11 protein-coding genes are annotated in these 13,756 nt (G+C 63.8%); 9 read left to right on the top strand and 2 right to left on the bottom strand.

The features are described from left to right. Positions 1-252: 252 nt before the first annotated feature. Positions 253-1,161 (bottom strand): LysR family transcriptional regulator, encoded by a 909-nt coding sequence (locus tag V6M61_RS18535; RefSeq protein WP_332778071.1) that lies wholly within the window; start codon positions 1,159-1,161, stop codon positions 253-255. A gap of 130 nt (positions 1,162-1,291) precedes the next feature. Between V6M61_RS18535 and V6M61_RS18530 the strand changes: the two genes are divergently transcribed. After that, positions 1,292-2,302 (top strand): zinc-dependent alcohol dehydrogenase family protein, encoded by a 1,011-nt coding sequence (locus tag V6M61_RS18530; RefSeq protein ID WP_332778070.1) that lies wholly within the window; start codon positions 1,292-1,294, stop codon positions 2,300-2,302. 98 nt (positions 2,303-2,400) lie between these two features. Here V6M61_RS18530 and V6M61_RS18525 read toward each other — a convergent pair whose 3' ends face one another. Then, positions 2,401-3,126 (bottom strand): Crp/Fnr family transcriptional regulator, encoded by a 726-nt coding sequence (locus V6M61_RS18525; RefSeq protein ID WP_332778069.1) that lies wholly within the window; start codon positions 3,124-3,126, stop codon positions 2,401-2,403. A gap of 153 nt (positions 3,127-3,279) precedes the next feature. Here V6M61_RS18525 and V6M61_RS18520 point away from each other — a divergent pair, with 153 nt between their 5' ends. The 8 genes from V6M61_RS18520 to V6M61_RS18485 all read left to right on the top strand — a co-directional run bounded on the left by V6M61_RS18520 (position 3,280) and on the right by V6M61_RS18485 (position 13,736). Beyond that, positions 3,280-4,473 carry an ABC transporter substrate-binding protein gene (locus V6M61_RS18520; RefSeq protein ID WP_332778068.1) on the top strand — a complete coding sequence of 398 codons (1,194 nt, stop codon included), beginning with the start codon at positions 3,280-3,282 and terminating at the stop codon, positions 4,471-4,473. 173 nt (positions 4,474-4,646) lie between these two features. Then, the gene (locus V6M61_RS18515) at positions 4,647-6,593 is read left to right on the top strand and encodes an AMP-dependent synthetase/ligase (protein WP_332778067.1); all 1,947 of its coding nucleotides are present in this window, start codon (positions 4,647-4,649) and stop codon (positions 6,591-6,593) included. Positions 6,594-6,648: 55 nt separating this feature from the next. Beyond that, positions 6,649-7,530 (top strand): ABC transporter ATP-binding protein, encoded by an 882-nt coding sequence (locus tag V6M61_RS18510; RefSeq protein WP_332778066.1) that lies wholly within the window; start codon positions 6,649-6,651, stop codon positions 7,528-7,530. Positions 7,531-7,669: 139 nt separating this feature from the next. Then, positions 7,670-8,599 (top strand): branched-chain amino acid ABC transporter permease, encoded by a 930-nt coding sequence (locus V6M61_RS18505; protein ID WP_332778065.1) that lies wholly within the window; start codon positions 7,670-7,672, stop codon positions 8,597-8,599. Positions 8,600-8,751: 152 nt separating this feature from the next. Then, the gene (locus V6M61_RS18500) at positions 8,752-9,828 is read left to right on the top strand and encodes a branched-chain amino acid ABC transporter permease (protein ID WP_332778064.1); all 1,077 of its coding nucleotides are present in this window, start codon (positions 8,752-8,754) and stop codon (positions 9,826-9,828) included. Between the two features lie 187 nt (positions 9,829-10,015). Next, the gene (locus V6M61_RS18495) at positions 10,016-11,350 is read left to right on the top strand and encodes an ABC transporter substrate-binding protein (RefSeq protein ID WP_332778063.1); all 1,335 of its coding nucleotides are present in this window, start codon (positions 10,016-10,018) and stop codon (positions 11,348-11,350) included. Between the two features lie 148 nt (positions 11,351-11,498). Further along, positions 11,499-12,308, top strand: a complete 810-nt coding sequence (locus tag V6M61_RS18490; RefSeq protein WP_332778062.1) for an ABC transporter ATP-binding protein — start codon at positions 11,499-11,501, stop codon at positions 12,306-12,308. Between the two features lie 168 nt (positions 12,309-12,476). Beyond that, complete coding sequence (locus V6M61_RS18485; protein ID WP_332778061.1) at positions 12,477-13,736, top strand: phenylacetate--CoA ligase family protein; 1,260 nt, start codon at positions 12,477-12,479, stop codon at positions 13,734-13,736. Positions 13,737-13,756: the final 20 nt, after the last annotated feature.

The following is a 13,756-nucleotide window of genomic DNA, read 5'->3' as shown; positions in this document are numbered from 1 at the left end:
CTGTCCCCTGACCGCGTTGGCGCAAGAGGCAGCCGATGCAAACATTTTTCCGCCATTGAAGGCCTCAAGGTTCGGATTTTCAAACCTTGATGGGAAAGATGTAACTTTTGCATAAATCGGGCCACAGCCCAAACACTTCGGGCGTTAGCAGCTACAAATTAAATAGCAGTTTATTGCGTCGCTGCCCTTTTTTGGAGACAACTGTCCTGCCGGACGCGCAAAGTGGTGGCAACACGGCTGCAAGCCGGCACCTCAACCCGCGTCCAGCAAGGGCGGCAATTTTTGCAGCATCAGGTCCACCACCACGCGGGTTTTCAGCGGCAGGTAGCGGGTGGACGGCCACACGGCATGCAGCTCATAACCGAAGGGCTGCGGCTCGTCGAACAGTTGCACCAGAGAGCCCTCGCGCAGCGCGTCGGCCACGAGCCACACCGGCAGGCGGGCCAGGCCCACGCCGGCCTGCGCCGCGCTGGCGATCATCTGGAGGTCGTCGAAGCAAAAGCGCGAGGCAATGGGCACCTCGACCCGCAGGCCGCGCGCATCGTGAAACTCCCAGGGCTTGATCTGGCCGCCGCGCCCGTAGACGATGCCCTGGTGCCCAGCCAGCTCATCCATGCCGCGCGGCCAGCCATGTGCATCCAGGTAGGCCGGGGCCGCGCACATCACCATGCGCTGCACGCCCAGGCGTCGCGCCACCAGTGCGGTGCTGTCGGGTAGCGGCCCGCTGCGCACGGCCAGGTCAATACCCTCCTCCACCAGGTCGCTGCGACGGTCCGAGAACGACGCCTCCAGCGCCAGTTGCGGGTGCCGGCGCGCCAACTCCAGCAGCAGCGGCCCTATGCACAGGCGGCCAAACAGCACCGGCATGCTCAAGCGCACGCAGCCCGTGGGTGTGCGACGGGCGGCATCCATGCTCGCGTCCGCCGCGTCCAGTTCGGCCAGCACACGCTGGCAGCGCTCGTAGTAGGCCTGGCCGTCCTCGGTCAGGCTCTGGCTGCGCGTGGTGCGAAGAAACAGCCGGGTGCCCAGGCGCGCCTCGAGCCGGGCAATGCTCTTGGCCACGGCGGAGCGCGTGAGTTGCCGCCGCCGGGCCGCCAGCGCAAAGCTACCGGCCTCCACTGCGGCGACAAATTCTTCGATGCCACTCAAGCGGTCATTCATGGCTTCCGTTCATTGGATCAATTAATTCAACATTTAGATTACTAATTTACACCACCGGCGATTCATTGGAATCAATACCATTCTGCTGTGAACAACGAAACACCGCAACCCCTGAAATGAAAGCAACACCATGCAAAACACCCTGAAACGCTGGCAACTCACCCGCTTCGGCCCGCACAACCTGAGCCTGGAAGAACATCCCGTGCCCACACCCGGCCCGGGCGAGTTGCTGGTCCGGGTCGAGGCCGTCTCCCTGAACTACCGCGACAAGCTGATGATCGAAAACGGCATGGGCCTGCCGCTCGCCATGCCCTTCACCCCCGCGTCCGACATGTGCGGCACCGTCATCGCCACTGGTGCCGGCGTGAGCCGCTGGCGCGAAGGCGATCGCGTCATCAGCACTTTTTGGGCCGGCTGGACCGATGGCGCCTGGCCGGCGGACTCGTTCGCGCTTGGCGGCACCGGCCCGGGCATGCTGGCCAGCCATGTGGTGCTGAACGAGCAATGGGCGGTGGCGGCACCGCGCTCGCTGAGTGCCGCGCAGGCCAGCACCCTGCCCTGCGCCGGACTGACCGCGTGGTTCGCTCTGGTGGAAACCGGTGCGCTGCGTGCCGGGCAGACGGTGCTGGTGCACGGCACCGGCGGCGTGGCGCTGTTCGGGCTGCAAATCGCCCACGCCCACGGTGCGCAGGTCATCGTGGTATCGGGCAGCGACGACAAGCTGGCGCAGGCCCGCACCCTGGGCGCCAGCCACGGCATCAACCGCCAGGGCGCGGCCGACTGGGTGAGCGCCGCGCGCGAGCTGACCGGCGGGCGCGGCGTGGACCATGCACTGGAGATCGTGGGTGGCGCCAACCTGGGCCGCTCGCTGCAAGCACTGGCGCAAGGCGGCCGGGCCTCGGTGATCGGCATCCTGGAAGGCGACGAGGTCAGCAGCTCGGTCTATCCGGTGATTCTGGGTCGCCCCACCATCCAGGGCATCAGCGTGGGGCACCGCCGTGCGCTCGAAGAACTGGTGCGCGCCGTGGACGCCACCGGCCTGCAGCCGGTGATCGCCGCCGAATACGATTACACCGCCTTGCCCGCAGCGCTGGCGCATCTGACGCGGGGTCCGTTCGGCAAGGTCGTGCTTAAGTTCTGAGCTGGTGCCCAGGCACAGCGGCCCGGCGTGCTGTCAGGCGCATACACGCTGGGATTTTGCTATCAATTAAATAGCTACTTGTGCCCACAAATATTGGGCTACAGGTCTCTTTTGTATGTAAACACGCTGGAACGCAGTGCCGCCAGATCGAGCACGCGCAGGCCACCGTATTCCACCCGAATCGTGCCCTGCGCTTCCAGTGCGGTCAGCGCCTCGTTGACGCGCTGGCGTGACAGGCCCACCAGGTAGGCCATCTCCTGCTGGGTGATGCGCAGGACCTCACCGACGCCAGGGTAGAGCACCGGGTTGAACAGGGCGGCCAGGCTGCGCGCCACCCGCAGGTCGGGGTTGTTCATGCGGTCAATCTCGCGCGCGGCGATGAACTGGCCCAGGCGCTCGTTGAGCTGGTTCATCACGAAGCGGTTAAAGCCGATCGAGTGGTCGAGCAGCCAGTGAAAGGTATCGACCGGCAGGCCCGCAACCACGCTTTTGCGCAGCGCCTGGATGTTGTAGCGGTAGGGCTCACGCTTGAGCGCCGTGCCCTCGCCAAACCAGCCGCCCGGCGGCACACCGGTGAAGGTCATGGTGACGCCCTGAGCGCTGTCGCTGCTCATCTTGAGCAGGCCTTCGACCACGCCGAACCAGTAGGTCACGGGCCGCCCGATGCGGCACACATAGTCGCCCGGCAGGGCATCGCCCACCTGCAGCTCGGCCACCGCACGCTCGCGCTCCACCGGCAGCAGCTGATGCAGCCACGGAATGCCGCCGAGTTCCTCGACAGTAGGGGTGCGGCGGCGCTGGTGCAGGGACAAATCGGTGGACATGGCGGTTGGCTTGGCTCACAGAAAACTGGTTCGAACTGGTTCGGGAAAGTCCGGGGAGGGCGCACCCTTGGATTGTCGTCAGATGGACAATCCGTTGCCATTTGTGAGCATAGCATCGCCTCCTTTATCCACCAACCCGTTTGAAAGGCAGGCATGAAAGCACACCCACTTCCGTCTGATCCGCAGGCCTTGACCGTTGCCGCCGACGGCCAGAAACTGACACGCCGCAGCGTACTGGGCGCCATGGCCGCGCTGCCCGCGCTCGTGCACCCGTCGCTGCAGGCGCAGGACGCCGCGCCCCTCAAAATCGGCCAGTCCATCGCCCTGAGCGGCCCGCTCGGCGAACTGGGGCAGGCCATGCACCAGGGGGCCAAAGCCTGCTTCACCGCGGTCAACGCCAAGGGCGGCGTGGCTGGCCGCCCGATTGAGCTGGTGGCGCTCGATGATGGCTACGACGTCAAGCGCGCGCTGGCCAATGTGAAGAGCCTGATTGAAGACCGCAGCAACTTCGCCCTGTTCAACTGCATGGGCACCCCGATGATCGAGGCCATGCTGCCCCAGGTGATCGAGTCGGGCATTCCATTTTTCGCGCCCTTCACCGGCGCCCTGCTGGCGCGGCCGAAAGACGTGCGCAACGTCTTCAACATCCGCGCGAGCTACGCCGACGAGGCCGAGCAGCTGGTGCAGCACCTGGCCACCATCGGCATCAAGCGCATCGCCATTGCCTACCAGAACAACTCGTTCGGCAAGGAGGTGTTTGAAGCCACGCAGCGCTCCATGGCCAGGCACCAGCTCACGGCGGTGGCCACCGTCACCGTGGAAAACAACGCCTCGGATGCCGGCGCTGCCTCGGCCAAGCTGGTCGCAGCCAACCCCGAGGCCGTGCTGCTCGGCCTGGCGGGCAAACCGACGATTGATTTTGTGAAGGCCACCCGCGCGCTGCGCAAGGGACTGCCGCTGTATGCACTGTCCATCATGGGCTCCGCCGCCACCATCAAGGCGCTGGGTGACGACGCGACCGGCATTGCGGTATCGCAGGTCGTGCCCCTGCCGGGTAACACGATTGTGCCCATGGTGCGTGAGTTCCAGCAGGCCTGGAAAGCCGCTGGCGTGACACTGGAGCCCTCGCACCTGGCGCTGGAGGGCTATATCAACGCCAGGGTGTTCACCGAGGCACTGCGCCGCACCGGCCGCAACCCGAGCCGCAGCAGCTTTATCGACAGCACCTGGGCCCTCAAGCGCTATGACCTCGGCGGCTTCGAGGTGAGCTTTAGCGACTCCGCCAAGGGCGCGTCCCGCTTTGTGGAGCTCACCATGGTGGGACGCGACGGCCGGTTCATACGGTAAGGAGCATGTCCGTCCAGCACCCCGGGGACACTCCCACTAGGACTTACCCGCAAATTGTCGTCGCAATGACAACATAGCGTCAAACCGGGGCCTACCATTCATTTCATACCAACGGTTTTCCATGACAGGCAAGCCGCATAAAAACTGGAAAAAGCTGGAGACAAGGAAACGGAATGCAGACCACGTTCCCCCGATTGCTGCTGAAACACGCCGCCGAACGCCCCGGCGCGGCAGCCATGCGCGAAAAAGAATACGGCATCTGGCAAGCCCACAGCTGGGCCGACATGGCCACGCTGGTGGAGCACATTGCCTGCGGCCTGCACCAGGCCGGCTTGCGGCGCGACGAACACATGGTGGTGATTGGCGCCAATCGGCCCCGTCTGTACGCCACCATGCTGGCCGCCCAGGCCCTTGGCGCCGTCCCGATCCCCCTGTACCAGGATGCCGTGGGCGCTGAATGCGTGTTCCCCATCAACAATGCCGAAGTGCGCTTTGCCATGCTGGAAGACCAGGAACAGGTCGACAAGCTGCTGGAGATCCGCGACCGCTGCCCGCTGCTGTCCAACCTCGTGTTTGACGACCCCCGGGGTCTGCGCAACTACCAGGAACCGGGCCTCACCTCACTGGATGCACTGATTGAATCCGGCAAAACATTGGCCGCCAGCCAGCCCGCTTTTTTCAGGGCGGAGGTTGACAAGGCACAGCCCGATGATGTGGCCGCCATGTTTTTCACCTCGGGCACCACGGGCAACCCCAAAGGCGTGGTGCACACGCACAACACCCTGCTTGACCGCGCCCAGGCCGGCGCCGAGTTCGACAAACTCACAGGCGCCGAAGAGGTGCTGGCCTACCTGCCACCGGCCTGGATCGGCCAGAACATTTTCAGCTACGCGCAGTGGCTGTGCTGCGGCTATGTGGTGAACTGCCCCGAAAGCGCCAGCACCGTCACCATCGACCTCAAGGAGGTCGGCCCCACTTACTACTTCGCACCGCCGCGCGTGTTTGAAGGCCTGCTCACCAGCGTGATGATCCGCATGGAAGACGCCGGCGCGATCAAGCGCAAGATGTTCCACACCTTCATGAAGGTGGCCAAGAAAGCCGGCTCCGACCTGATGGACGGCAAGCCGGTCGGCGTGCTGGACAGGCTGGCCTACGCCCTGGGCGGGCTGCTGGTGTATGGCCCGCTGCGCAACAACCTGGGTTTTTCGCGCGTGCGCGTGGCCTACACAGCCGGCGAAGCCATCGGCCCGGACCTGTTTACCTTTTACCGCTCCATCGGCATCAACCTCAAGCAGCTGTACGGCTCCACCGAAACAGCCGTGTTCGTCTGCCTGCAACCAGACCACCAGGCGCGGGCCGACACCGTGGGCATACCCTGCCGAGGCGTGCAGATCAAGGTCGCCGACAACGGAGAAATCCTGGTCAAGTCCGCCGGTCTGCTCAAGGAGTATTACAAGAACCCGGCCGCCACGGCCGAGGTGCTGACGGCCGATGGCTGGTACCACACCAGCGACGCAGGCTTTCTGGATGCGCATGGCCACCTCAAGATCATTGACCGCGTGAAAGACGTGGGCCGCATCAAGGGCGGCGCCAACGACGGCGCCATGTTTGCCCCCAAGTATGTGGAAAACAAGCTCAAGTTCTTCCCGCACATCAAGGAAGTGGTGGCCTACGGCGACCAGCGCGAAAAAGTCTGCGTGATGATCAACATCGACTTTGACGCGGTGGGCAACTGGGCCGAACGGCGCAACCTGCCCTACGCCGGCTACACCGACCTGGCGCAAAAACCCGAGGTCTACCAGCTCATCAAGGAATGCGTGGAAAAAGTCAACGCCGACCTCAGCGTCGACGCCCTGCTGGCCGGCTCGCAGGTCAGCCGCTTCCTGGTGCTGCACAAGGAACTCGACGCCGATGACGGCGAGCTGACCCGGACCAACAAGGTGCGCCGCGGCTTCATCGCCGAAAAATACCAGCCCCTGGTGGATGCCCTGTACGGCGGGAAAACCGAGCAGTTCATTGAAACCGTGGTCAAGTTTGAAGACGGCCGCAGCGGCAGTGTGAGCGCGACCCTGAAGATTGCGGACACGACAACATTTTCACCTGTGAAGGCGGCAGCATGAGCAGCCGGGCCGTTCCCAAGGCGAATACCGGAGCGCGCAGCGCGGAGGTTACCCAATGAGCACCATTCCCCTGCGGGCCGAGCCCGTTGAAGCCATAGCACCGGCCACTGCGGCGCGACTCGTCGAGCAGACCAGCGCCAACCAGCCGATAGGCACGGCCAAGAAAATCGGCGAGGTCATCCTGGATGTCAGCAACATCTCCCTGAGCTTCGGCGGCGTCAAGGCGCTGACGGACATCTCCTTCAACGTGAAGGAGCATGAGATCCGCGCCATCATCGGCCCCAACGGTGCCGGCAAAAGCTCCATGCTCAACTGCATCAACGGCGTCTACACACCGCAGCACGGCTCCATCACCTTCCGCGGTCAGACCTTCAAGCACATGAACAGCCACCAGGTGGCCGTGATGGGCGTGGCCCGCACCTTCCAGAACCTGGCGCTGTTCAAGGGCATGAGCGTGCTCGACAACATCATGTCGGGGCGCAACCTCAAGATCAAGAGCAACCTGTTCCTGCAGGCGCTGCGCATCGGCCCGGCCGAGCGTGAAGAAATCCGGCACCGCGAGTTCGTGGAACGCATCATCGACTTCCTCGAAATCCAGGCCTACCGCAAGACCCCCGTGGGCCAGTTGCCCTATGGCCTGCAAAAGCGCGTGGACCTGGGCCGTGCGCTGGCGATGGAGCCGCAGGTGCTGCTGCTCGACGAGCCCATGGCCGGCATGAACGTCGAGGAAAAGCAGGACATGTGCCGCTTCGTGCTCGACGTCAACGACGAGTTCGGCACCACGGTCGTTCTGATCGAGCATGACATGGGCGTGGTGATGGACATCTCCGACCGCGTGGTGGTGCTGGATTACGGCAAGAAGATAGGCGACGGCACGCCCGATGAGGTGCGCAACAACCCGGATGTGATCAAGGCTTACCTCGGAACTTCACACTAACCATGTACCACAACATAAACATTGAACCGACTTGTTTCAGCGGCCGCCGCGGAACCGGCTTCGCCGGGCCGCAGGCGGCGCCCCCTGCAAGGGGGGAGGCCGCTACGCGAAGCGAGTCGGCAACGGGGGGGAGCAAGTGATGGGACCTTTCCTCGAAACACTGATCGGCGGCCTGATGTCGGGCATGCTGTATTCGCTGGTGGCGCTGGGCTTTGTGCTGATCTTCAAGGCATCGGGCGTGTTCAATTTCGCGCAGGGCGCCATGGTGCTGTTTGCGGCGCTCGCGATGGCGCGCTTCGCCGAATGGATTCCGCAGTGGACCGGGCTGGAAGGCAAATTCCTGCCCAATGTGCTGGCCTTCGTCGCCGCGCTGCTGATCATGGTCGTCGTGGCCTGGCTGATCGAAAGGCTGGTGCTCGGCAAGCTGGTCAACCAGGAAGGCGTGACCTTGCTGATGGCCACCTTGGGCGTTTCGTATTTCCTCGACGGCTTCGGCCAGACGATTTTCGGATCGAGCATCTACAAAATCGACGTGGGCATGCCCAAGGACCCGATGTTCCTGCTGGAAAGCACGTTCCAGGGCGGCCTGCTGGTCAATCAGGAAGACCTGGTGGCCGCGCTGATCGCCACCGCCCTGGTCATCGCACTCGCTGCCTTCTTCCAGTACACCGGCACCGGCCGGGCGCTGCGCGCGGTGGCGGACGACCACCAGGCCGCCCAGTCAATCGGCATTCCGCTCAACCGTATCTGGGTCATCGTCTGGAGCGTGGCAGGCTTCGTGGCCCTGGTGGCCGGCATGATCTGGGGCAGCAAGCTCGGCGTGCAGTTCTCGCTGTCGGTGCTGGCGCTCAAGGCCTTGCCGCTGGTGATCCTGGGCGGCCTGACCTCGGTGCCAGGCGCCATCGTCGGCGGGCTGATCCTGGGCGTCGGCGAAAAGCTCGCCGAAGTGTTCCTCGGCCCCATGCTGGGCGGTGGCATCGAAATCTGGTTCGCCTATGTGCTCGCGCTCGGCTTCCTGCTGGTGCGCCCGCAAGGCCTGTTCGGCGAGAAGATTATTGACCGGGTATGAAAGCCCCCATGCTTGTCACTTCGTGTACTGCGCTGCCCCCCCGGGGGGCGCTGCGCCTGCGGCCCGGCGAAGCCGGTTCCGCGGCCCCTGTTGGTCGGAACACAGTCCCGCGCAGATATTTCTCCATCGCGATCTAACGGTAAAGCTCTAATATGTTCTACAGAGAAAACGGCCAATTCAAGACCAGCTACCGCGCCGACCAGCAGATCTTCCCGATCTCGCAGGACAGGCTGGCCATCCTTCTGATCCTGGCGTGCGCGTTCATCGTCGTGCCAGGCCTGGCCAGCGACTACACCTTCCGCGCCATCCTGATCCCCTTCCTGATCATGTCGCTGGCCGCCCTGGGCGTGAACATCCTGGTCGGCTACTGCGGCCAGATCTCGCTGGGTTCGGGCGCCTTCATGGCGGTCGGCGCCTACGGGGCCTACAACTTCTTCGTGCGCATTCCCGGCATGCCGCTGATTGCGGCGCTGATCCTGGGCGGCCTGTGCGCCACCTTCTTCGGCATCCTGTTCGGCCTGCCCAGCCTGCGCGTCAAGGGCCTGTACCTGGCCGTGACCACGCTGGCCGCCCAGTTCTTCAGCGACTGGATGTTCCTGCGCATCAAGTGGTTCACCCTGGACACGCCCTCGGGCTCGGTCTCGGTGTCGGGCCTGCAGGTGTTCGGGCTGCCGATCGACAGCGCGGTCAGCAAATACCTGTTCTGCCTGTCCGTGCTCGTGGTCATGGCCCTGCTGGCCAAGAACCTGGTGCGCGGCGCCATCGGCCGCGAGTGGATGGCTATTCGCGACATGGACGTGGCCGCGGCCGTGATCGGCATCCGTCCGATGTACGCCAAGCTCAGCGCCTTCGCCGTGAGCTCCTTCATCATCGGCGTGGCCGGCGCGCTGTGGGCCTTTGTCTACCTGGGCGCCTGGGAGCCGGCCGCCTTCTCGGTCGACCAGTCGTTTCGCCTGCTGTTCATGGTGATCATCGGCGGCATGGGCTCCATCATGGGCAGCTTCTTCGGCGCCGCCTTCATCGTGGTGCTGCCGATCGCGCTGAACCAGTTCCTGCCGGTACTGCTGGGCCTGTTCGGCATCGACATTTCCACCGCCGGCATCGCGCATGCCGAGCTCATGATCTTCGGCGGCCTGATTGTCTGGTTCCTGATCGTGGAGCCGCACGGCCTGGCCAAGCTCTGGTCGATTGGCAAGCAGAAGCTGCGTCTGTGGCCCTTCCCGCACTGAAATGATGGCCCCCACGCTTTTCACTTCGTGTAATGCGCTGCCCCCGAGGGGGTTGTGCTTGCTTGGGGCGGCCCGGCGCGGCGCACGGCTCCGATGCTCGCAACCACCAATGCGTTGTCAGGGAATGGTTTGTTTACTGAGGTTTTAGTTTTTCAGGTGCTTTGCTTTTAATTTTTAGGAGACAACAATGAAGGTTCGTAAATTGATTCTGGCAGTCGCTGCGGTGGCGGCTGGCGCGTCGTCCCTGCTGGCGACCAGCGCGTTCGCTCAGGCCAAAGAGCAATTCATCCCGGTGCTGTCGTACCGGACCGGCCCCTACGCGCCCAATGGCACGCCCTGGGCCAACGGCTACGTCGATTACTTCAAGCTGGTCAATGCCAAGGGCGGCCTCAACGGTGTCAGGCTCTCGTTTGAAGAGTGCGAAACCGGCTATGACACGGCCCGCGCTGTGGAATGTTATGAACGCCTGAAAGGCAAAAACGGCGGCGCCTCCCTGGTGCAACCGCTGTCCACCGGCGCCACGTTTGCCATCACGGAAAAAGCGCCCGCCGACAAGATTTCCGTCGTCACGGTGGGCTACGGCCGCAGTGAAAGTGCGGACGGCTCCATCTTCAAGTGGAATTTCCCGCTGGCAGGCACCTACTGGGTCGCCTCCGACGCCATCCTGCAAGCCATTGGCAAAAAAGAAGGCGGCCTCGACAAACTCAAGGGCAAGAAAATCGCGCTGGTCTACCACGACAGCCCGTATGGCAAGGAGCCCATCGCGCTGCTGCAGGAACGCAGCAAACAACTGGGCTTTGAGCTGCAACTGCTGCCCGTGACGGCCCCCGGCGTGGAGCAAAAAGCCACCTGGCTGCAAATCCGCCAGGCCCGGCCTGACTACACCTTGCTGTGGGGCTGGGGCGTGATGAACTCCACCGCCATCAAGGAGGCGCAAGCCACCGGCTATCCGCGCGAAAAAATGTACGGCGTGTGGTGGGCCGGCGCCGAGCCCGATGTGAAAGACGTGGCCGATGGCGCCAAGGGCTATAACGCCGTGGCCATGCAGCACGGCGCCGAGCCGCAGTCCAAGGTGGTCAAGGACGTGTTGACCATGGTGCATGGCAAAGGCCAGGGCACGGGTCCGAAAGACGAAGTGGGCCAGGTGCTGTACATGCGCGGCGCCATGAGCGCCATGCTGGCAGTGGAAGGCATTCGCGCCGCCCAGGAGCGCTTTGGCAAGGGCAAGGTCATGACCGGTGAGCAGGTGCGCTGGGGTCTTGAGAACCTGAACCTGACGCAGGCCAAGCTGGATGCACTGGGTTTTGCCGGCGTGATGCGCCCGATCAGCACCTCTTGCACGGACCACATGGGTGCGGCCTGGGCGCGCATCCACACCTGGGACGGCAAGGCCTGGAAGTTCAGTTCCGACTGGCTGCAGGCCGATGAGCAGATCATCAAGCCGCTGGTCAAGTCCACCGCCGCCAGGTACGCCGCCGAGAAGAAACTCACGGCGCGCACCCCGGCGGACTGCCAGTCTTGAGAGACGTGTCATCCCGGGCTCGACCCGGGATCCATGCTTCGCAGCAAGCAGTTGCGCTTCAAGCGAGGCATGGATTGCGGGTCAGGCCCGCAATGACAGTCCATTCTCAAGCGCTGAGGCAGCGCTTGAGAATGAACCCAAACACACTATGAACACACCAAACATCGTTCTGAACGTCAACGGCATCGAGGTCATCTACAACCACGTCATTCTGGTGCTCAAGGGGGTTTCCCTGAACGTACCTGAAGGAAAAATTGTCGCCATTCTGGGCGGCAATGGCGCCGGCAAGACCACGACCTTGCGCGCCATTTCCAACCTGCTCAAGGGCGAGCGCGGCGAGGTCACCAAGGGCTCCATCGAGCTGCGCGGCGAGCGCATTGAAAACCTCTCGCCGGCCGACCTGGTGCAGCGCGGCGTGGTGCAGGTCATGGAAGGCCGGCACTGCTTTGCCCACCTGACGATTGAAGAGAACCTGATGACCGGCTCCTACACTCGCAAGAGCAAAGCCGAAGTGGCCGCCAATCTGGAAAAGGTCTACAACTATTTCCCGCGCCTGAAAACCCGGCGCACCTCGCAGGCCGCCTACACCTCGGGCGGCGAGCAGCAGATGTGCGCGATCGGCCGCGCCCTCATGGCCAACCCCAGCATGGTGCTGCTGGACGAGCCGTCCATGGGCCTGGCGCCGCAGATTGTGGAAGAGGTGTTCCACATCGTGCGCGACCTCAACCAGAAGGAAAAAGTCACCTTTTTGCTGGCCGAGCAGAACACCAACATGGCCCTGAAGTACGCCGACTATGGCTACATCATGGAAAGCGGCCGTGTGGTGATGGACGGCGCGGCCAGCGATCTGGCCAACAACGAGGACGTCAAGGAGTTTTACCTGGGCGTAGGTGGCGGCGAGCGCAAGAGCTTCAAGGACGTGAAAAGCTACAAGCGCCGCAAGCGCTGGTTGGCATAGGCCCCCACGCTCCGCCGCTGCGCGGGTCGCTGCCCCCCGAGGGGGTGCTGCGCCTGCGGCCCGGCGAAGCCGGTTCCGCGGCCCCTGCTGGCTTCAAATTCATCGCCCCATGCTCCGCCACTGCAATCTGATCGCACCGAGGTATCGACAAGATTTGGAAGATCTCAAATGACAACACATTACGACGCCCTGGAAAACCGCGCCCCAGCGGACCGTGAAACCGCCCTACTGGCCGCCTTGCCACAGCAGATTGCCCATGCGCAGGCCAGCACCTCCGCCTTTGCAAACCTTCTTCAAGGAGTGGATGCCCGGGACATCAGCTCCCGGGCAGCCCTGGCCCGCCTGCCCGTGACGCGCAAGCACGAATTGCTCGAGCGCCAGCAGGCACTGCGTCAGGCCGATGGCGCCGAGGATGTATTTGGCGGCTTCAGCGCCTTGCGCTACGGCGCCCAGATGCCCCGGGTCTTTGCCAGCCCCGGCACGATTTACGAGCCCGAAGGCGCGCGCAAGGATTACTGGCGCATGGCCCGGGCGATTTTTGCCGCCGGCTTCCGTCCCGGTGAGCTGATTCACAACAGCTTCAGCTACCACTTTGTACCCGCGGGCTCCATGATGGAAACCGGCGCCCATGCCCTGGGTTGCACCGTGTTTCCAGGCGGCACCGGCCAGACCGAGCAACAGGTGCAGGCCATGGCCGAGCTGAAACCCGCAGGCTATATTGGTACGCCCAGTTTTCTCAAGATCATTGTCGAAAAAGCGGCCGATATGGGGGTGGCCCTGCCCAGCGTCAAGAAAGCCATGTTTGGCGGCGAGGCCTTCCCGCCCAGCCTGCGCGACTGGTTTGCCGAGCGCGGCATTGACGGCTACCAGTGCTACGCCACCGCCGACCTGGGTCTGATTGCCTACGAAACCCAGGCCCGCGAAGGCCTGGTGCTGGACGAAAGCGTGATTGTCGAGATTGTCCGCCCCGGCACCGGTGACCCGGTGCCTGAGGGCGAAGTCGGCGAGTTGGTGGTCACCACGCTGAACCCCGACTACCCGCTGATCCGCTTCGGCACGGGCGACCTGTCGGCCGTGCTGCCAGGCAGCTGCCCGAGTGGCCGCACCAACACCCGCATCAAGGGCTGGATGGGCCGGGCCGACCAGACCACCAAGATCCGCGGCATGTTTGTGCACCCGGGCCAAGTGGCCTCCATTGCCCGGCGCTTCCCCGAGGTGCTCAAGGCCCGGCTGGTGGTGACCGGCGAAATGGCCAACGACAGCATGACCCTGAAGGTCGAAACCGCCGGCGTGGCGCAGGGGTTCGAGCAGAAAATCAGCGAAGCCATCCGCGATGTCACCAAGCTGCGCGGCACGGTCGAGCTGATGCCGCCGGGCAGTCTCCCCAATGACGGCAAGGTCATCGAGGACGCCCGCAGCTACAAGTAAACGGGATTGCCCTTACGTAG

This window comes from Polaromonas sp. (assembly GCF_036676035.1).
In the GTDB taxonomy this organism is placed as follows: Bacteria; Pseudomonadota; Gammaproteobacteria; order Burkholderiales; family Burkholderiaceae_C; genus Polaromonas.
Note: the sequence above shows the minus strand (reverse complement) of the source record. Positions and strands in the feature narration are given on the sequence as shown.